The organism is Cryobacterium zongtaii (assembly GCF_002909375.1).
Classification (GTDB): domain Bacteria; phylum Actinomycetota; class Actinomycetes; order Actinomycetales; family Microbacteriaceae; genus Cryobacterium; species Cryobacterium zongtaii.
The window spans coordinates 223,452-242,704 of the sequence record NZ_PPXD01000026.1; the positions used below are offsets into that span (position 1 = coordinate 223,452).

Sequence of the window (19,253 nt, forward strand, 5' to 3'; positions counted from 1 at the left end):
GGTGCAAGGAACGGAATCCGGACGGACCCGCTTGTCCCGACGTGCTCTCCCGTGGTCAATGCCTTGGGCGGAACCGTCAAGCTATGGCGCATCAGAGCTGTTTTCTTCTGATGCGCGAGATCATCGGGACCGCCCCGGCGGCCGCGAGGCCCGAGAGCAGCCCGGCCGGTACGGCGAGGGCCACCGGTCCAACCATGGGGTCGTCAGGTGTCGCCGCTCCGAGGAGTGGACCGGCCGCAGCGCCGGTCGCCGTGGGTGCGGTGGCTGCAGCGACAGTTACTGCTGCCGTGGCGACGGCGCCGGATCCGCTTGCCGTCACCGCCGCGCGGGTGGGGGTCACCGGAACTGTCGCCGCAACGGGTGCGGAGGTGGCAGGCGGTTTCGCAGTGGGGCTGATGCCCTGCTCGATGGCCGTGGCCGCGACCAGCGCCTGGTCGATCCAGCTCTGCGGCATGGGGGCGTACCCGGCCGGCAGCTGGCCGAGTTCGGTGCCGGGCTCCTGGCCCGTCGTGGCCGCGTAGCGGATCAGGTTTGCGAACTTGGCGCGCTGCGTGGCGTCGGTCTGCAGGGGATTGAGCGCGGCATAGACCGGCATCGTCAGCGGATACGCCGTGAGGGCGGCCCGGGTCGCGCTGGAGGCCGGGTCGAATTCCAGCACCTTGGGCTGTTGCGCCGTTGGCGTCATTGCCGCGGCTGCGGCGAGCATCGAGTCGGAATCGGGCGACACGTATGCGCCGGCCGGATTGAGCAGGGAGGCCGTGACGTTCTGGTAGCGCGACGCGGCCGCGGCCGTGCTGAGTCCGATGACGCCCTGCTCGCCGACCAGGGCTCGGGTACTCTTGAGGTACTTCGGCGGGGTGCTCGTGGAGTCCCAGCCGCCGAGCTGCAGCCCGTCGCCGCGCAGGGTGAGATAGGCGCCGTTCTCGAAGTCGGAGGTGTACGGCCGCCAGGTGACCAGGTTCACCGGCCCCACGTAGTTCGAACCCTCCGTCGCTTCCGTCTCGACGGGGTCGGCCTTGGGGAAGTTGTCACGGGGCAGTGCGAACGCCGCTCCAGTGGGGTTGATCGCGGCATTGGTGGAGTACCAGGGGTTCACGATCATGCCCCACTCGTCGGGGGTGCCGTCCAGGAAGGCCACGGCGTCGGCATCCGCCATCACATAGCGCCACAGCTGGGTGGCGAGGTCGGAGCGGCCCGACGGGCTCAGGGCATCAGACAGCGAGACGCTGTTGAGGTCCTGGGCGGCCCATTCAGGGTCGTTGATCTCGAGGAAGTCGGGATCGGTGGTGATGTTGCGCGCGTTGTCTCCGGGGTGTTCGAAATCGACGTAGTTGATGTGGGTGAGGTCGGCTCCCGGAGGCAGTGCCGATACGTAGGACGCGGTGAGCAGCTTCGCGATCAGGCGCGGGGTGAGATTGACAGATGTGAATGCCTGCGTTTCCCGGTCGATGTAGTCCTGGTCGATGCCGCCGATGGGCTTCACCCGCCGGTCGATCGCGAAGGAGACGGTGACGCCGGACATCCCGACCGGGGCGTATTGCAGGGGGTCCGCTGTGGTGGTGCTGGCGGGAAACGAGGTGAAAGCGAGCGGACTGGGGACTGTACCGGCGGCTTTGGCCAGGACGTCGGATTCGTTGCCGGTGCTCAGCACGAACGCCGACCCTGTCGTGCCCGCGCAGAGATTCGGCTGCCAGGAGGAGATAGCTCCGGCGATGAGTTCACTGCCGCCGAGCTGGGATTCGGCGCTGCCGATCTCGCAGCGCACGCCGACGGGCTTGAAATGAAGCTTCACGGCGACATGGTGTTGCCAGGCATCCCAGAACAGGCCGGGCCGGATGATCTGGCTCACGCCGGAGTCACCCGTTCCCCGGGGGATGACGACCAGCCAGCAGGACCTGCCGGTGGTGTCCTGGCCGGCAACTACGACGGGCTGGCCACAGCCGAGACCGGGAGACTGCATGGTTGTCTGTACCTCGAACTTGATCGAGCCGGCGCCGGTGTCGTCGGAACCGGCCCACTTCACCTCGTTAGAGGTGTACTGGGTGAAGAACTCATTGCTGTTGACGTCGACGCCCGTGTCGTGCACGAGGACGCCCTCCGCATTGGGCACCACGGAGGCAACGGTGCCGCCGTTGAGGGAGGTGAACGGTATGGAGGTGTATGGCGGGTTCGCGAATCCGGAGCCCGCGGACGTGTACTGCTCGTCCTCTGGAGCGATGTTCGGCGCCAGGCCGGTGTCGGGTTCGTTGGGATCGACCTCGACGTTCGCCTCGACGTTGGAGTCGCGGCCGGCATTCGGGAAAGCACCGTACTGGCAGGTCGTGCGGTCAGGGTGCCCTGGATGATCCGGATCATCGCCCCAGCACTGCGCGATCTGCAGGAAGTTCTCGCCGCCGACGTTGCCCTGTGGCCGCACAGACTTCTTGCCGCCGGTCCAGCTCACCAGGATGCCCTCGGACACGAGGTCGGTGGTTTTGGAGACCGTCACCGAGAGATCGGGAAACGGTGCCCCGGCCGGGTCGAGCTCGTAGTCAGCGGCGGTCACGGTGACGGCACTTGAGTTGTCGGCCACGGCGGGGATAGGGGCCAGTGAGGTGAGCGCGGCAACGCCGACGCCGACCAGAAGGCCCACGACGATGCCGCCGGCACCCGCCCGGGTCCAGAGCGAGGTTTTCACCGTTGCATGGCGGCTCATTTGAGGCCGTCCCTGCCACCGCGCGGAGCCAGGCGTCGCCAGAAGACCGGCGGCAGCACTGCCGCCGCCACCAGGAAGGTCGCGGCCAGGAGCATCAAGGATTGCTGTATCCCCCAGCCTTCGTCGGCCAGCGCGAAGGGCGTCGCCACGGCAGCACCGGCCAGGGTCGACCCGGCTGCCCCGCCGGAGATCAGGGCCCCGTTTGCGTCGTACACTGCCGCGGTACCCGTCGAGGCGGCAGCGCCGCCGGTCGCCGCGGCCGCCGCGGCGGCGGTCTCCGTGGTTCCACCGGTGGCGCTACCCCCGGTTCCCGAGCCGGAGACCGGGGTCTCCGCCGGGGCGCCGGCGGTCCCGGTGGTGCACTGATTGGGACCCACCTTGTCGCAGTCCTGCGGTTGAGCAGCCGTGAGGGCGAGCTGGTTGCTCGACGGTGAATCCCCGGGTTTAAATGTGGGGTTGTTGCACTTATTGATGTCCACACCCGTCGTGTCCGCCCCCGGGATGCGCTTGATCTGGTCGAATCCGGCCAGCACCAGGTTCATGGGAAGCGGCGAGTAGCCCAAATCGGCGGCCTGCTGCTGGCCCTCGCAGAGCATGTAATTCGCGAATGCGCCGAGGGTGAAACCCTTGCCGGCCGTGAAGACCCCGCCGACCTCAGTGGGAACGATCATGTACGAGTAGCTCGACAGCGGGTAGGTTCTTGCGTCGGCGCTGTTGTACACCCCGTCCAGGATCTGGGTGAGGTAGTTCGGACCGGGGGTCTGGTCGATTTGGGCTGTCGTCAGGGCAACGGCCACCGAAGAGGCCGTGGGCTCGACGTAGTAGCCGGCCTGGTTGAGCACCTTGGCCACGGGAAAGCCGGACTCGAGGGCGTACGAGTACTCGACGTAGGTGATGGCGCCTTCGCCGTAGTCCTGGCTAACGTAGCCGGCCACCCCTGAGGACAGGCTCTGGGCCTTGGCATTGCCGAAGGTGGGGTACTGGGAGGTCAGCCCGCAGGGTGTTGGACGGTTGACCGAGGTACAGAATGCGTTCCAAAGGTCGGGGTGCTGCTTGGACATCCAGAGGGTGAACTGGGCGGTGGAGCCGGAGCCGTCGGAGCGGACAACCGGCACGATGCCCTTGTCTGGCATGGCCAGGCCGGGGTTGTCAGCCTGGATGGCCGGGTCGTTCCAGTTGGTGATGACGCCGGTGAAGATCTTGGTGACGACCTCGCCGCTCAGCCGCAGGTTGGATACTCGCACCCCGTTGATCTTGAGGTTGTACATGAAGGAGGTGCCTCCAGCCACGATGGGCATGTACGCGTATCCCCTGGTAGGTACTTCTGGTGCCGTACCGTTTTCCGGGGCGAGCTGGAAGGGGACCTCGCTCACGGCGAAGTGGACGACGCCGGCGATGAAGTCACTGCGACCGGTCGAAGAACCGCCGCCGTTGTAGTTCACGGTCATCCCGTAGTTCGACGCCACGTTGGTGCGCCACTGGTCGAGGGCGTTCTGCGACCAGGTCGAGCCGCTGCCCGAGATCGGGTCGTAGCTGACAGCCTGCGCCGGCAGGGCGCCGGTCAGGCTAACGATCACGACGGCGCTGAGTGCGAACAGGGCGTGGATTGCACGAATCCACCGGGTTTTCGGCGTCACGAGGACGACTCCTTCTTCTTTGGGGCAGGCGGGAGCGGGGCAGGCTGGTGCGGATGGCGGAGGTCGCCCCGGATCGTGATGCGCTGCAGGTCACGCAACGAGGCCGCCACCACCCGCTGCTGCTGGCGGCGCGACAGGTCGCCCGGGCCGCGCCCACCGATCAGCCTGGCGATGGCGAACAGGGCGAGCACCAGCAGGATCAGCACCGCCGCCGCCCCGAAGCCGCGGGCGATCATGTTGGGCTCAGGTGACTTGACGAAGTCGAACACCTGAAGCGACAGCGAGATCATCGGGCCCTCGAACGGATTGAGGTTGACGACCGCAGTCACGCCGCTGGTGAGCAGGACCGGGCTGGTCTCACCGATCCCCCGTGCGGTGCCCAGGATCACGGCCGTGGCCAGCCCTGGCCGGGCAGTGGGCAGCACTACGTGCCAGATGGTGCGCCACCGGGTTGAGCCCAGGGCATATGCGGCCTCGCGCAGGTTGCCGGCCACCAGGCGCAGCACGATGTCGGAGGCCCGGATGACGATGGGCAGCATCATCACCGTGATCGCCATCGCTGCGGCGAAACCCGACCGCTGGTGGGTGATCAGTACGATGATCGCCGAGTAGACGAAGAGGCCGGCCACGATCGAGGGCAGCGCGGTCATGGCATCCGAAATCGTGCGCACGAACCGGGCGAACCGGCCGCCGACCTCGTTGAGGAAGAGCGCGGTGAGGATGCCCAGCGGAACCGTGATGATCAGCGCCATGCCGATCTGCATCAGGGTGCCGACGATGGCGTGCAGGATGCCACCGACGTCGAGTCCGTCGAGGGGCCCAGCCATCTCCATGCTCTCGGTGAAGAAGTTGAGGTGGGGCAGCGCCTCCTGCCCGCGCACCAGGGTGAAGGCCACGACGAAGACCAGGGCGCCGAAGAGCACTACACCGGCGCTGGAGAGCAACACGGCCATCACCCGGTCCTTCACCTCCTGGAAGTCAGCCGTGAAGCTCACCAGCAGCGCGTAGAAGCCGATGAAGGAGAGGAAGGCGACAATCGTCCATCCGATGCCGCCGGACAGCGGCGTGACCCAACCAAAGATCAGGGTGGCCAGGGCCATGGCCGCGGCGGCGGCGCCCAACACGTTGAAGCGGTCGCCCACCCGCGCCGAGCGCACCCGGCGGCGTGGACCGATCGCGATTCCGTCGGGTGACGGGATGTGGGTGCTGCGCGCAGCCGGCGTGAGGGTGGTCTCTGTCAGTGTCATGGTCAGTCGCTCTCTGCCCCTGAGCGGGACCTGGCCACAATGGAGGAGGCCGTGAAGTTGATGACCAGGGTCAGCAGGAACAGCACCAGACCGGCCGCCATCAGCGCGGAGAGGCCGAAGGCGCTCGATTCGCCGTAGCGCAGGGCGATAAGCGCCGACACCGAATTGCTACCGGTCTTGAGCAGCTGCCAGTTGATGGTGAAGATCGGCGAGATGATCATGTAGACGGCGATGGTCTCGCCCAGGGCCCGGCCGAGGCCGAGCATGGTGCCGCCGATAATTCCGCCGCGTCCAAAGGGAAGGACGACGGCCTGGATCATGCCCCAGCGGGTCGACCCGAGGGCGAACGCCGCCTCGCGTTCCCCGATCGGGGCCTGGGAGAAGGCCTCGCGCATGACCGAAGTCTGGGTGGGCACCACCATCAGCCCGACAACGATGCCGGCGATGAACGCCGAGGAGGTGAAAGCGCTGGCGTCGGTGAGGGCATCGCCGGACGCATCCGAGACCCTGAAGAACGGGATCCAGCCGAAGTAGGTCGAGATCCAGCTGGCCACCGGGATGACGTTGGCTTGCAGGAAGAACACTCCCCAGAGCCCGAAGACCACGCTCGGCACGGCGGCCATCAGGTCGACGAGGGTGACCAGGGTGGACCGCAAGCGGCCCTGGGCGACCTCGGAGATGAGCAGCGCGGTGCCCAGCGCGAGCGGCACCGCGACACACATGGCGATGAGGGCGATCGTGATGGTGCCGAAGAGCACAGAGGCGATGCCGAAGGACTGGGACTCCGGTGACCATTCCTGTTCGGTGAGGAACGAGAAGCCCGCGACGCCGAGGGCGTCAGAGGCCCGGATCGAGAGGAAGACCCCCACGGCGAGCATGATCGCGACGGTGATACCACCGGCGGCGAACGCCACCGAACGGAACACGGAGTCCGACACCGACGGCCGGGACACCAGCGTGCGCCGACGTTCCTTCTCGAAGGGGAACGCTTCGGTGTCCGGCGCGGGGCGCGTAGACAGAGAAGCATTGATCGTGCGTGGCATGGGTGTCCTCGGGAGCGACAGGGGGGGGAACGGGGCAGGGCCGTGCGGGCCGGGTAAGCGGCCGCACGTCCGAAACATATGTTTGGGTTGCCGGGTGAATTCGCGGAGTCGGTTTCGCTACCGAGCCATGGACACGGTGTGTTGACTTGGCGCCGGTCGACGCTCAGGGCGACGGAGCCGGCGGTGCGCTGTTCGTGGGCGTGGTGCTCGGGCCCGGCGACGACGACGGCGTGGCCGTCGGATGGACCGGGGCCGCGGCGGCCACGGTGATCGTCACGCTCGTTCCGAGGCGCAGCACCGCTGCCGGGTCCGGATGGCTCGCGAGCACCGTGCCAGGCACCGTAGCCCCGTCGATGCGGGTCTCGACGACAGCGACGAATCCCGCGTTCTGCAGGGCGGCCACAGCCTCAGCCGAGGCAAGCCCGACGGTGGCGGGAACGCTGTTCGAGCCGGACGCCACCACCAGGTCGACGGTGTCCCCCGCGTTCAGCCACGATCCTGGCCCCGGCTCAAGGGCGAGAACGGTGTCGCCGGTCCGCACCGAATCCGCCGGTGTCAGGCTGCCCAGACGGAGACCTGCGGCCTCGAGGGCAGCGCGGGCCTCGCCGAGCGGCATGATGGTGAGCTCGGGCACCTGGACCGATGGGGATGGGGCCTCGACCGGTGCTGGGGGTGCCGTCGACATGTCGGTGCTGACCTCCGCAGCGGTCGCCGATGGCGTGCTGCTCACGGCCACGAACGACCGGGCAGAGCCACCGGCGGCCGCCACCCAGCCGGCCGCGATCACCCCCGCAACGAGCACCAAGGCGACCCAGCCGGCCGCCCGCCCTCCGCCCGGCCGCTGGCGTCCGGGCCGAGGCACGGAGGGCGATCCGGCCGCCGAACCTGTGGCCGACCCGGCCGTCGCCCCACCCGGCGGACGTTGCGCGGTGCGCGGCAGCACGGTGGTGGGGCCGGGGTCGGTGACGGCGTGTGGCAGCCCGTCAACCAGGCGGTCGAACCGGCGAGTGCGGTCGTCGCCGATACCGGTATCGGCCGGCGCGGGCGGCGTCAGGGCCAGAATGGCGTTCCGCATCTCAGCCGCGGAGGTGAACCTGTCCTCCCGGTGCTTGAGCAGCGCCCGCACCACGATCCGGTCGACGCCCCGAGGGATGCCGGCCCGTGCCACCGACGGAACCGGTGGCGGTGCGAGCGCGTGGGCGCGCATCACTGCGGCCACGGTGTCGCGGACATAGGGCGCCTCCCCGGTCAGCGCGAAGTACAACACCCCGCCCAGCTGGTAGAGGTCACCGCGCTCGTCGACGGGAACACCGGCGGCCTGCTCGGGTGAGAGGTAGTTGACACTGCCCAGCACGCCGACGGGCCGGTCCTCATCGGCATCCGGATCGTGGCCGTCTGCCGGTTCGCTGCCCAGCACGTCCGACCCGACCGCCGCCCGGCCGGCCGCATCCGCCAGGCCGAAGTCGAGCAGTCGGACGCCAGCTATATCGAGTCGGCCGTCGCCGCCGGGGGCGATCATGATGTTCGCCGGTGACACGTCGCGGTGGATCAGCCCGGCGGCGTGGGCGGCGGCCAGCGCCTGCAGCACTGCGAGAGCGACCGTGAGGGCATCCGGGACCGGAAGCGGGCCGGTGCGGCCGACGTGCTCGGCGAGGCTCTCGCCCGGGGCGAGATCCAGGGCGATCCAGGCGAGCGGCTCGGCGGCATCGTCGTGCACACCCACGTCGAGGACGGCCACGATGTTCGGGTGCCGGACCCCGGCCGCCGCACGGGCCTCCCGGAAAAACGCCTCCCGGAGCCTCGGGGAGCTGGACAACACCGGATGCAGGATCTTGAGCGCGATGGTTTCGCCGGAACGGGTGTCGACGGCGGCGAAAACCGACGCGGATCCACCCGTGCCGAGCAGCGCACCCAGCCGGTAGCGCTCGGAGATCAGGCCGGCGACCGGGCCGGACAGCCGGTTCACGGCATCCGCGCTGCGTAGCCGTTCGCCGCCACGGCGACGGAATCGACGTAGCTCTCGACGTGGTTGTACGAGTAGACGGCCGCCCGCCAGGCCGTCGCGGCCGAGAGGTCGCCCGTGTCGCAGAGGTACCGGCCGGTCGCCAGCGCGGCGTCGTCGATCTGTTGGGGGTCGGCGGTTCCGTCGCCATTGCCGTCCGCACCCCACCGGTCCCAGGTGGCCGGGATGAATTGGAGCGGGCCGACGGCACGGTCGAACTCGGTATTGCCGTCCCAGCGGCCGGCGTCGGTGTCGACGAAGACGTCGTATTCGGACCCATCCAGCAGCGGCCCGTAGATCCCCGGCGCCGCGACGCCGTCGGCGCCGATCGCTGAGCCGTCGTGGCTGCCGTGGTCGGATTCGATCGATCCCAGCGCCGCGAGGGTAGTCCAGCCCAGGCGACAGCCGGGCTGTTCGCTAGCCAGCCGCAGTGCTGCGCCCGCGTACCCGAGCAGAGCTCTGTGCGGGATGCCGGTGGCCGATGCCGCCGCCCTGGCCCAGTCCGCCGACACCAGGCCGGCAGCGGGGACTCCGACCAGGACGGAAGTGCCGACGGCCACGTTCCCTGACTGGCTGACGGATGCCGTTGGCGCCGGGGCAGGCAGCAACACTGCCGGCGCAGCGGCACTGCTCGACTCGCCCGCACTGCTCGACCAGGCCGTCCTGTACTCCCCTGGCCCTCCCACCGATTGCAGCAGGGCTCCCCCGACCAGCCAGGCCGTCAGGACCAGGAACAGGCCGAGGGGTACCCAGTCGGCCCAACGCTCGCGGGCGCTCACCAGACGCCGGCCAGTTCGGCGTCGCCACGGGGCCGGCGGGAACGGCGGGCTCCGGGCTCGACCATGCGCCGAGGATCGGCCGTCACCACCGCGCTGCGCAAGGCGGCCAGGGCGCCCGCGCAGGCATCCCGGCTGGCCGACGTCGTTCCGTACCACCGTCCACTCGTCATCACGGCGACGTTGTCGACGGTGACAACCCAGCCGTGGGTTCCGGATACCGGCCCGGTCACGGCGCGCATGGCCATCCGGTCGACCCCAAGCTGCAACGCGAGCACGTGCGCCCGAGCCGTGGCGAAGGACGAATACACCGAGGAACTGCGCCCCAACTCCCGGCTGTTCGACGCGAGGAGACGCCAGATCCCGGAGTGTGCCGACCAGGACCCGTCGGTGGCTGACGTGCCGCGCGCGCCGCCGCGGCGTGGAACCGGCACGATGCGGGCAAGCCCGACCTCGCCCGATTGCAAGTGTTCCCTAAACGACAGCCAACCCTGCAATCGGGGGTCAGCGGCCGAGCTGAAGGCGCAAAAGATCACGCTGGCGCTCGTTGACACGCTGCTCCTCGAAACCCTGGATTGACTCGGTACGAGGACAAACCCAACGGGTGTCGGTGATGACAACGCTGACGTGGCCGGCCTCAGCGAGAACATTCGTGGGGCGAGGTGACCGTAGCCGGTCAGTTGACTGAACGAGCGGTGTACGCTCCCTGACCGAACGCTGTGCTATCGGCGCAGCGCCTTGCGGGCCAGTCGGTTGCCGAGGAACTGCACAACCTGCACGAAGATGACGATCAATAGCACCGCGGCCCAGGTGACGACGGGGTCGAACTGGCGCCAGCCGTAGAGCAACGCGAACGCACCCAGTCCGCCGCCGCCGACGTAGCCGGCTACCGCTGACATGTCCACGAGCGCGACGAAGATGAACGTGTAGCCCAAGATCAGCGGGCCCAGAGCCTCAGGCAGCAGCACCGTGAAGATGATCCGCACGGGGCCCGCGCCCACGCTGCGGGCCGCTTCGATCACGCCGGGCGTCACGGTGAGCAGGTTCTGCTCCACGATGCGGGCCATCGCGAACATGGCCGCGAGGGCGATCGTGAAGATCATCGCGTTGTTGCCGATCCCGGTGCCCACAACGGCGCGGGTGAGCGGTTGCACGGCGGCAAGGAAGATGATGAACGGGATGGGCCTGATGGTGTTGACCAGAACGTTGAGGACGCCGAACACCGCCCGATTGGACAGGATGCTGCCCGCCCGGGTGAGGTAGAGGCCGAGGCCCACTAGCAGGCCGCCGAACCCGCCCAGGAGCAGGGTGAGGCCCACGATGTACAGGGTCTCCCACGCGGCTACCCACAGCTGGGGCAGAAGATCGATGAGTCCGTCCATGGTCAGCGCACCTCGGTGACTGTCGTGAGCGCGCGCACCCTGTCGAGTGCGGCGTCGATGGTCGTGTCGTCGCCGGTCAGCGCGAGGGTGAGGTGCCCGAACGGGCGCCCCTGGATTTCGTTGATGCCGCCGTACACGACCTGGAAGGCGATACCGTCGCGGGACAGTTCGCCGAACACCTGGGTCTGGTCGACGGTGTCGCTGCGGAACGCGAGGGTCACGATGCGGCCGGTGTGCCTGGCGCGGAGCACCTCCAGCTCGGGCTTGGACGGCAGCCCCTTCACCACCGTTGAGACGAAACGAGCGGATGCGGCCTGCTGCGGGTTCGAGAACACGTCGAACACGTCGCCGCGTTCGATGATGCGACCCTGGTCCATGACGGCAACCTTGGTGGCCAGCGTCTGGATGACATCCATCTCGTGGGTGATGACGATGATGGTGACGCCGAACTCGCGGTTGACCCGCTTGAGCAGTTCGAGGACCTCGTGGGTGGTCTCGGGGTCGAGGGCGCTGGTGGCCTCATCGGCCAGCAGCAGCGCGGGCGACGAGGCGAGGGCACGGGCGATGCCCACCCGCTGCTTCTGTCCGCCGGAGAGCTGGTCGGGATAGGCGCCGGCCTTGTCGGCCAGTCCCACGAAGTCGAGCATCTCGGCGACCCGTTTGGTGCGCTCGGCCTTCTCTCGACCGGCCACTTCGAGCGGATACGCCACATTGCGGGCCACGGTGCGGGAGTTCAGCAGGTTGAACTGCTGGAAGATCATGCCGATACCCAACCGGACCGGCCGCAGTTCGCGTTCGGGCAGCTGGGCGACGTCCCGACCGTCGATGAGGATCTGGCCCGCGGTTGACCGCTCGAGCACATTCACCAAGCGCACCAAGGTGCTCTTGCCGGCGCCCGAGTAGCCGATGATGCCGTAGACGTCGCCGGCGTCGATGCTGATGCTCACGTCGTCGATCGCCGTCACATCCGGGGCTCCCTTGACGGTGGCCGGGTACACCTTGCTGACGTTGCGCAATTCGACGAGTGGGGTTGAAACGGTCATGCAGATCCTTCGGTTGGAACGGGGAAAGGCCGGCCGCGCCTCACGGGGAGGGGCGACCGGCCGGGACTGCCTACTTCTGTGCTGCGGTGTCCTTCTCGACCGTGGCCAGGGCGGCCTGCAGGTCGGCGGGCGACGTGGTGGCCAGGACCGCGGAGTTGCCGGAGACCTCGAGCAGGCCGTCGGTGACGGTCGTCGTGGTCTGGAACAGCTCGACGAGCTTGGCGTAGGTCTCGTTGTCCTTGTCGTCGGCGCGCACGGCGAACACGTTCACGTAGGGCAGTGCGGACTCGTCGGAGGGATCGTCCTTGACGAGGGCGTCCTCGAACTTGAGGCCGGCCTTCTCCACGAAGTCGTTGTTGATGATCGCGGCATCCACGTCGGGCAGCGACGTCGCGGTGAGGGACGGCTCGAGCGCGGTGACGGTGACGAGGGACTTCTCGGTGTCGACGTCGTCGAGAGTGGAGAAGATCGTGCCGCCGTCCTTGAGGGTCAGCAGGTCGGCGCTCTGCAGCACGAGCAGCGCGCGGGCCAGGTTGCTGGCGTCGTTGGGCACGGCGACGGTGTCGCCCTTGCCCAGGTCGGCCACGTCGGTGACCTTGGTGGAGTACAGGCCGAGCGGGTAAATGGCCGTCGCGCCGATGGGCGTGAGGTCTTCGCCGCTGGAGACGTTGTAATCGGCCAGGTAGACCAGGTGCTGGAACTGGTTCATATCGATGTCCCCGTTGGTCAGCGCCGGGTTGGGCTGGTTGTAGTCGGCGAAGTCGACGACCTCTACGGTGATGCCCTCTTCGGCGGCGGCCTCGGTGTAGTCGGCCCAGTATGGGTCGCTGGCCCCGACAACACCGATTTTCACGGTCTTGTCGTTGCCGCCGGCGCCACCGGCGCAGCCGGCGAGCAGGGTCACGCTGGCGCCGAGCGCCAGGGCTGCCAGGATGCTCTTCTTCGTTGTGATGTTCTTCACTCTGATGTTCTCCACGTTTCGTTCGCTGTGTGTGCGCCCGCGCACGACGATGCGTTCACAGGCACAGCGCAACCACGGAGTCATCGCGTGGGGGTTCTGTGCCGCAGCGTCGGGTGGCACTCTTCTACGGTAGCCGCAGCTCGGTCGAGCCGTGGGCCGCTCGGACACGAAACGTCACAGGAACTTCGACGAAAGCCGCCCAGTCACAGAATCTGCGAGCTGGGCGGCGGGTCGAGCAACCGGGGGTGCCGGTGGTGAGGGCGGTGACCTATTTTTCGAGCAGCACCGAGAGTTCGACCCACCGGGTTTCGAAGCCGGCGACGGCGTCTTCGGCCGCGGCAACCTCGGCCTGCAGTGTGCCCAGGCCCGTGTAGTCGCTCTGGTCGTGCGCGGCGAGGGCGTTGTGGAGTTCCTTGATCTTGGCCTGCTGCTTGGCGACCTTGCGGTCGATGGACGCGAGTTCCTTCTGGGCGTTGCGCAGCTCGGCGCCGCCGAGCGCCGGCTTACCGGAACCCTTGGCGGTGGCGGACGTCGGAGACGCCGCATCTGCCGTGAAGGAGCCGCCGGCGACCTGGCGCTTGCGCAGCTCGAGGTACTGGTCCACACCGCCGGGCAGGTGGTGGAAGCCGCCGTCGGAGACCGCGTACTGGTTGTCGGTGACGCGCTCGATCAGGTACCTGTCGTGCGAGACCACCAGCAGGGTGCCGGGGAAGGAGTCGAGCAGGTCTTCCATGGCCGCGAGCATGTCGGTGTCCAGGTCGTTGGTGGGCTCGTCGAGGATCAGCACGTTCGGCTCGTCCAACACGATCAGCAGCAGCTGCAGGCGACGCTTCTGGCCACCGGAGAGGTCCTTGACCTGGGTGGAGAGCTGCGCACTCATGAAGCCCATCCGCTCGAGCATCTGGCCGGGCGTGATCTCTTTGCCACCGGCCATGTACGAGGTGCGCTGGCGGGCGATGACGTCGCTGACCCGGTCATTGCGGATGTCATCAAGTTCGAACAGCTGCTGGGTGAGCACGGCGACCTTGATGGTCTTGCCGCGCTTGACCTTGCCGCTGTCGGGCGTGAGGGTGCCGGCCACGAGGTTGAGCAGGGTCGACTTGCCGGCGCCGTTGACACCGAGGATGCCGGTGCGCTCACCCGGCGCGATCAGCCAGGTGATGTTGTTGAGCACGGTCTTCTCACCGAAGGTGACGGAGACATCGACGAGGTCGACGACGTCCTTGCCGAGGCGCTGCATGGCCATCGACTGCATCGACACGGTGTCGCGGGGCGGCGGCTCGTTCTCGATCAGTTCGTTGGCGGCGTCGATGCGGAACTTGGGCTTGGCGGTGCGGGCGGGAGCGCCGCGGCGGAGCCAGGCCAGTTCCTTCTTCATCAGGTTCTGGCGCTTGCCCTCCATCACGGCGCTCATCCGGTCGCGTTCGACGCGCTGCAGGATGTAGGCGGCGTAACCACCCTCGAACGGTTCGATCAGGCGGTCGTGCACCTCCCAGGTCATGTTGCAGACCTCGTCGAGGAACCACCTGTCGTGGGTGACGACCACGAGGCCGCCGGAGTTCTGGGCCCATCGGTTTTTAAGGTGGCCGGCCAGCCAGGCGATGCCTTCGACGTCGAGGTGGTTGGTGGGCTCATCGAGGAAGACCACGTCGTGGTCGCCGATGAGGACCTGGGCGAGGGCCACCCGGCGGCGCTGGCCACCGGAGAGGTCGTCGACGAGGGTGTCCCAGGGGATGTCGCGCACGAGGCCCGCGATCACGTCGCGCACCTTCGAGTCGCCCGCCCAGACGTGCTCGTCGATGCCGCCGACGATGGTGTGCCCCACGGTCTGGCCGTTGACGAGGTCGTCGGACTGGTCGAGGACGCCGATGGTGACGCCGCGTCGGCGGGTCACCCGGCCGGAATCGGGCTCCATACGACCGGCGAGCAGGCGCAGGAGGGTGGACTTGCCGTCGCCGTTACGGCCGACGATGCCAATGCGGTCACCCTCGTTCAGTCCGGCGGTGACGCTGTCGAAGATGACGCGGGTGGGAAATTCAAGGTGCAGGGACTCGGCCCCGAGCAAATGTGCCATAGGGTTCGAGCCTATCCCCCGCAGCTGAGCGCCAGTACCGCGCGGGCGGGCTAGGAGGTGAGGATTCGGGCGCCGTGCACGGGGCCGGTGGCGCGCACCACGTTCAGGCGGGCGGCGCTCAGCGCCACCGTCAGTTCGAGGCCGGCGTCCAGGTCCGGCACGAGGAACGCCACGGTGGGACCTGACCCAGAGAGGATGCCGGCCAGCGCGCCGTTGGCCTCGCCGAGCTCGAGCACCCGGCCCAGACCCGGCGCCAGCTGCAGCGCCGGGGCCTGCAGGTCGTTGTGCATGGTGTCGGCGAGCATGGCCGGGTCCCCCGCGCGCAGGGCCTGCAGCACGTCGGCATCCACGGTGGGCTGCTGTGAGGCGGGGAAGATGTCCTGGGCGTGCCGGGTGCGGTGCCGGTCGAGCTCGTTGTAGACCGAGGGTGTCGACATGCCGAACTCGGCCAGGGCGAGCACCCAGTGGAAGGTGCCCTTGGCCAGGGCGGGGCTGAGCTGGTCACCACGGCCGGTGCCGATGGCGGTGCCGCCGGTGAACGCGAACGGCACATCCGCGCCGAGGGTGGCCGCGATCTTCAGCAGCTCGTCGCGGCTCAGCTCGGTGCCCCAGAGCGTGTCGCAGGCGAGCAGCGTGGCCGCGGCATCCGCAGAACCGCCGCCCATGCCGCCGGCGATGGGCACGTTCTTGTCGATTTCGAGGTGCACCCCGCCGGTGTAGCCGGTGGCCCTGGCCAACGCACGGGCGGCCTTGATCGCCAGGTTGCTGCCGTCCACGCTCAGATTCGACGTGTCGATGGAGCCGGTGAACTCGACGCTGAAGTCGTCGGAGGCCGAGGCACGCACGTCTTCGTAGAGGGAGACGGCCTGGAACGCCGTGGCGAGATCGTGGTAGCCGTCGTCCATCACGGCTCCCACTTTGAGGAATACATTGATTTTGCCCGGTGCCCGCGCATGCACAACCGGTGAGGTCGCCGTGTTGGTCATGTTCCTAACCTAGGCCAGCCAGGCCCGGGCGATCGCCAGGAAGTCGTGGACGGTGAGCTGCTCGCCGCGCTCGGTGGGGTCGATGCCCGCCTTGCTGAGCACCTCCGTCGCCTGGGCCGAGTCGCCGAGCACGCCGGACAGCGACTGGCGCAGCATCTTGCGGCGCTGCTGGAATGCGCCGTCGACCAGCGCAAACGTTGCCAGGCGCAGTTCCTCGGATGCGAGTTCCTCTGCACTTCGTTCGAAGGCGATGAGGATCGAATCGACGTTGGGGACCGGCCAGAAGACCTGCCGGCTCACCTTGCCGGCGGTGCGGAACTGGCCGTACCAGGCGGCCTTGACGCTGGGACTGCCGTAGATCTTCGAGCCCGGCGCGGCGGCGAGGCGCTCGCCCACCTCGGCCTGCACCATCACCACGCCGGCGCGGATGGAGGCGAAGTGCTCGAGCAGGTGCAGCAGCACCGGCACCGACACGTTGTAGGGCAGGTTCGCCACCAGGCGGGTGGGGTCGCCGGGCAGCTCGGCGATCTTCAGAGCGTCGGCACGGATGACGGTGAGCGCGGCGCCCGGCTGCATCAGCTGCACGGTCAGCGGCAGCTGCTCGGCGAGGCGGTCGTCGATCTCCACGGCCACGACGGCGGCTCCCACCTCGAGGATACCCAGGGTGAGCGAGCCCAGGCCCGGACCCACCTCCACCACGGTTTCGCCGGGCTTCACGGCGGCGACCTTGACGATCCGCCGCACGGTGTTGCCGTCGATGACGAAGTTCTGGCCGAGCTTCTTGGTCGGGTTCACCCCGAGCATCTCGGCGAGGTCGCGGATCTCGGCCGGCCCGAGCAGGGTGGGCGCGGTCGGTTCTTTGGCTGAGTTGTGGGCAGAGTCGGTCATGCGAGGCCTCCGGCCGGGCTGATGCGGGGGTCTCGGGGGGTGTCGGTCAACACCACGGGTTCCGCGTCCCAGCGGCCGTAGACGAGTTCGGTGTTCGAGGTGATCTGGGCGGCGAGCACCGCGACATCCGTCTGCAGGTGCTCTGCCATGGCGCGAAGGGTGTGCGGCAGCAGGTACGGCGCGTTGGGACGACCGCGGTGCGGGGTGGGCGTGAGGTAGGGCGCGTCGGTTTCCACCAGCAGCAGGGCGCGAGGGGCGACGTCGAGTGCCTCCCGCAGCGTGGCGGCGTTTTTGAAGCTCACCGGTCCGGCGAAAGACATGTACCAGCCATGGTCGGCGCACAGCCTGGCCAGTTCGGCGTCGCCGGAGAAGCAATGGAAGACCGTGCGCTCGGGGGCTCCCACCCGCAGCAGGGTCTCGACGACCTCGTCGTGGGCGTCCCGGTCATGGATCTGCAGGGCGAGACCGTGTCGTTTGGCGATCTCGATGTGCGCCTCGAAAGACCGGAACTGGGCCGCCCGGCCGTCGGGGCCGGTGCGGTAGAAGTCCAGCCCGGTTTCGCCGATGGCGACCACCCGGGGGCGGGCGGCGAGCTCGTCGATCACCGCGAGGGCTTCGTCGAGGGTTCCGGCCGTCTCCAACTCCGGTGTGTCGTTGGGGTGGATGGCGACGGCGGCGAGCATCCGTGGTTCACGGGCCGCCATCTCGGCGGACCAGCGGGAGGTGGCCACGTCGGTGCCCACCTGGATGACGCCGCGGACGCCCACGCTGGAGGCCAGGTCGAGGTGTTCGGCCACCGAGAGCGGCGTGATGCCGTCCGAGATTTCGAGGTGGGTGTGGTTGTCGTAGACGCCAACGACCAGCGGCACCGGCGCCGGCGGGTAGACCAGGTCGCGGCCGGCGGTGGCCTCGCGCGAGCGGATGTGGGTGCTGTCGGCCGAACCGTTAGCCAACAGCGGCCTCGATGCGCGGGAACAGGGCGGCCAGCGGCGAGACGTGGCTGCCGCCGGTCCATTCCCAGGCCCGGTCGATCTGCGCGTCCTGCACGTCGCCGGTGCCGCCGAGGGCGGCCCACAGCGTCGCGGTGGCCTGCGGGGTCACCGGGGAGAGCAGCACGGCGAGGGTGCCGAGGCCGCGGACCACGGTGTGCAGCACGGTTTCGAGGCGTTCGCGGTCGTCAGGGTTCTTGGCCAGCGCCCACGGTTCCTGGGTGGTGATGTACCCGTTGAGCTCGTCGACGAGCTCCCACACCGCGGCGAGGGCCTCGTGCAGGGCGAGCCTGTCGATGGCCGCGTCGGCGGTCTTGGTAACCCGAATTTCGGTGTCGCGGATGGCGGTATCCGCGTCACGCGGCGTACCGCCGGCCGGGATCTCGCCGTCGCAGTAGCGCACGACCATGGCGATGACGCGGGATGCCAGGTTGCCGAAGCCATTGGCGAGCTCGGACTGGTAACGCGCGGACAGGTCCTCCCACGAGAACGAGCCGTCCTGGCCGAAGCTGATGGCGCGCATGAAGTAGTACCGGAACGTGTCGGAGCCGAAGACGTCGGTGATCTGGTTCGGGGCGATGCCGGTGAGCTTGGACTTGCTCATCTTCTCGCCGCCGACGAGCAACCAGCCGTGACCGAAGACCTGGGTGGGCACCGGCAGCCCGGCGGCCAGCAGCATGGCGGGCCAGATGACGGCGTGGAAGCGCAGGATGTCCTTGCCGACGATGTGCGTGGCGGGCCAGAGCCGGCTGAACTTCTCATCGTCCTGGCCGTAGCCGGCGGCGGTGATGTAGTTGAGCAGGGCGTCGAACCAGACGTAGACGACGTGGCTGTCGTCCCACGGCACCTTGATGCCCCAGTCGAAGCTGGACCGCGAGATCGACAGGTCGCTCAGGCCCTGCTTGACGAAGGAGATGACCTCGTTGCGGGCCGATTCGGGCTGGATGAAGGTGGGGTTGGCCTCGTACATGGCCAACAGCTGGTCGGTGAAGGTGCTCATCCGGAAGAAGTAGTTCTTCTCGTGGAGCAGCTCGACGGGGATGGAGTGGATGGCGCAGACCTGCTGGCCGGTGTATTCGCCGGCGCCGGCCACGAGGTCGCCGGGCTGCTTGTACTCCTCACAGCCCACACAGTAGAAGCCCTCGTACTCGCCAGTGTAGATGTGGCCGGCGTCGAAGAGGTGCTGCAGGAACTTCTGCGCGTTCTCCTCGTGGCGGACGTCGGTGGTGCGGATGAAATCGTCGTTTCGGATATCGACGGTCTTCAGCAGCGGCTTCCACGCGGTCTCGACCAGCCGGTCGGCCCACTCCTTGGGGGTGACGCCGTTGGCGGTGGCGGTGCGCAGGATCTTCTGGCCGTGCTCGTCAGTGCCGGTGAGCAGCCAGGTGTCCTCCCCCCGCTGGCGGTGCCAGCGGGCAAGCACATCCGCGGCCACCTCCGTGTAGGCGTGCCCGATGTGCGGGACATCATTCACATAGAAAATAGGCGTGGTGATGTAAAAAGATGAGCCGTCGGACATGCTCATATCTT

At 68.3% G+C, this 19,253-nt stretch carries 15 protein-coding genes; all 15 read right to left on the bottom strand.

All coding sequences use genetic code 11. The features are described from left to right. Positions 1-91: 91 nt before the first annotated feature. Complete coding sequence (locus C3B61_RS16445; protein WP_133160344.1) at positions 92-2,695, bottom strand: hypothetical protein; 2,604 nt, start codon at positions 2,693-2,695, stop codon at positions 92-94. Then, positions 2,692-4,332, bottom strand: a complete 1,641-nt coding sequence (gene pstS, locus C3B61_RS16450; protein ID WP_244285972.1) for a phosphate ABC transporter substrate-binding protein PstS — start codon at positions 4,330-4,332, stop codon at positions 2,692-2,694. Before pstS ends, C3B61_RS16445 begins: the two co-directional genes overlap by 4 nt. Next, positions 4,329-5,579, bottom strand: coding sequence for a phosphate ABC transporter permease PstA (pstA, locus tag C3B61_RS16455; protein ID WP_103461600.1), 1,251 nt, complete (start codon positions 5,577-5,579; stop codon positions 4,329-4,331). The genes pstS and pstA overlap by 4 nt, the downstream gene beginning before the upstream one ends. 2 nt (positions 5,580-5,581) lie before the next feature. Further along, on the bottom strand, positions 5,582-6,622 hold the full coding sequence (pstC, locus tag C3B61_RS16460; RefSeq protein ID WP_103461601.1) for a phosphate ABC transporter permease subunit PstC: 1,041 nt from the start codon (positions 6,620-6,622) through the stop codon (positions 5,582-5,584). Between the two features lie 163 nt (positions 6,623-6,785). Beyond that, positions 6,786-8,588, bottom strand: coding sequence for a protein kinase domain-containing protein (locus tag C3B61_RS16465; RefSeq protein ID WP_165791204.1), 1,803 nt, complete (start codon positions 8,586-8,588; stop codon positions 6,786-6,788). Next, positions 8,585-9,403, bottom strand: a complete 819-nt coding sequence (locus C3B61_RS19780; protein WP_165791205.1) for a lysozyme family protein — start codon at positions 9,401-9,403, stop codon at positions 8,585-8,587. The genes C3B61_RS16465 and C3B61_RS19780 overlap by 4 nt, the downstream gene beginning before the upstream one ends. Continuing rightward, positions 9,400-9,954: a hypothetical protein gene (locus C3B61_RS19560; protein ID WP_133160345.1), complete on the bottom strand. Its 555-nt coding sequence runs from the start codon at positions 9,952-9,954 to the stop codon at positions 9,400-9,402. Before C3B61_RS19560 ends, C3B61_RS19780 begins: the two co-directional genes overlap by 4 nt. Before the next feature lie 168 nt (positions 9,955-10,122). Beyond that, positions 10,123-10,782, bottom strand: coding sequence for a methionine ABC transporter permease (locus C3B61_RS16480; RefSeq protein WP_103461605.1), 660 nt, complete (start codon positions 10,780-10,782; stop codon positions 10,123-10,125). A gap of 2 nt (positions 10,783-10,784) precedes the next feature. Then, on the bottom strand, positions 10,785-11,825 hold the full coding sequence (locus tag C3B61_RS16485) for a methionine ABC transporter ATP-binding protein (RefSeq protein ID WP_103461606.1): 1,041 nt from the start codon (positions 11,823-11,825) through the stop codon (positions 10,785-10,787). 70 nt (positions 11,826-11,895) lie between these two features. Continuing rightward, the gene (locus tag C3B61_RS16490) at positions 11,896-12,786 is read right to left on the bottom strand and encodes a MetQ/NlpA family ABC transporter substrate-binding protein (protein WP_425266426.1); all 891 of its coding nucleotides are present in this window, start codon (positions 12,784-12,786) and stop codon (positions 11,896-11,898) included. A 268-nt stretch (positions 12,787-13,054) separates the two neighbouring features. After that, complete coding sequence (locus C3B61_RS16495; protein ID WP_103461608.1) at positions 13,055-14,860, bottom strand: ABC-F family ATP-binding cassette domain-containing protein; 1,806 nt, start codon at positions 14,858-14,860, stop codon at positions 13,055-13,057. Positions 14,861-14,910: 50 nt separating this feature from the next. Next, on the bottom strand, positions 14,911-15,846 hold the full coding sequence (locus tag C3B61_RS16500; RefSeq protein ID WP_103461609.1) for a 4-(cytidine 5'-diphospho)-2-C-methyl-D-erythritol kinase: 936 nt from the start codon (positions 15,844-15,846) through the stop codon (positions 14,911-14,913). 9 nt (positions 15,847-15,855) lie between these two features. Then, entirely contained in the window at positions 15,856-16,734 is an 879-nt protein-coding gene (rsmA, locus tag C3B61_RS16505) for a 16S rRNA (adenine(1518)-N(6)/adenine(1519)-N(6))-dimethyltransferase RsmA (protein WP_103461610.1), read from the bottom strand. Beyond that, positions 16,731-17,687 (bottom strand): TatD family hydrolase, encoded by a 957-nt coding sequence (locus tag C3B61_RS16510; protein WP_103461611.1) that lies wholly within the window; start codon positions 17,685-17,687, stop codon positions 16,731-16,733. The genes rsmA and C3B61_RS16510 overlap by 4 nt, the downstream gene beginning before the upstream one ends. After that, complete coding sequence (gene metG / locus C3B61_RS16515; protein WP_103461612.1) at positions 17,680-19,242, bottom strand: methionine--tRNA ligase; 1,563 nt, start codon at positions 19,240-19,242, stop codon at positions 17,680-17,682. The genes C3B61_RS16510 and metG overlap by 8 nt, the downstream gene beginning before the upstream one ends. Positions 19,243-19,253: the final 11 nt, after the last annotated feature.

Coding starts and splice junctions, on each gene's coding strand:
- pstC (WP_103461601.1), bottom strand. CDS start 6,622: ATGCCACGCACGATCAATGCTTCTCTGTCTACGCGCCCCGCGCCGGAC.
- C3B61_RS16500 (WP_103461609.1), bottom strand. CDS start 15,846: ATGACCAACACGGCGACCTCACCGGTTGTGCATGCGCGGGCACCGGGC.
- metG (WP_103461612.1), bottom strand. CDS start 19,242: ATGTCCGACGGCTCATCTTTTTACATCACCACGCCTATTTTCTATGTG.
- pstA (WP_103461600.1), bottom strand. CDS start 5,579: ATGACACTGACAGAGACCACCCTCACGCCGGCTGCGCGCAGCACCCAC.
- C3B61_RS16495 (WP_103461608.1), bottom strand. CDS start 14,860: ATGGCACATTTGCTCGGGGCCGAGTCCCTGCACCTTGAATTTCCCACC.
- C3B61_RS16485 (WP_103461606.1), bottom strand. CDS start 11,825: ATGACCGTTTCAACCCCACTCGTCGAATTGCGCAACGTCAGCAAGGTG.
- C3B61_RS16480 (WP_103461605.1), bottom strand. CDS start 10,782: ATGGACGGACTCATCGATCTTCTGCCCCAGCTGTGGGTAGCCGCGTGG.
- rsmA (WP_103461610.1), bottom strand. CDS start 16,734: ATGACCGACTCTGCCCACAACTCAGCCAAAGAACCGACCGCGCCCACC.
- C3B61_RS16445 (WP_133160344.1), bottom strand. CDS start 2,695: ATGAGCCGCCATGCAACGGTGAAAACCTCGCTCTGGACCCGGGCGGGT.